Source organism: Arthrobacter sp. Y3223164 (genome assembly GCF_059091005.1).
The window spans coordinates 1-263 of record NZ_JBNHGF010000995.1 but is presented as its reverse complement, the minus strand read 5'-3'; the positions used below and the strand labels follow the sequence as shown (position 1 = coordinate 263).

At 74.9% G+C, this 263-nt stretch carries 1 protein-coding gene; it reads left to right on the top strand.

Annotated features, from left to right (window positions below; genetic code table 11):
* Positions 1–263, top strand: a 263-nt coding sequence (locus tag AC5RUJ_RS19070) for a hypothetical protein (protein WP_494156618.1), incomplete at both ends; no start/stop codon positions are given.

The window sequence follows — 263 nt, the reverse complement described above, 5'->3', positions numbered from 1 at the left end:
CGGCGGCAGCGGCGGCCGGGACGGCTGGTTCCGTGCACTGGCCCGCCGGGGAGCTTCTGCACAGGCGGTGGCCTGGAGCGGGCCGGGCCACAGCTTCATCGCTGCACCGGGGACGGGTGTGGTGGCCGAGGCCGGCCTGTATGAAGAGCTGATCGTTGCGGACATAGAACCGCCCCGGCGCAGCCGGAGCACCGGCCCCAGCTGGTTCGCCCGCCGGTATCTGGACGAGCGTCCCGAAACCCGGCGGGAGGCGGCGCCCGCCG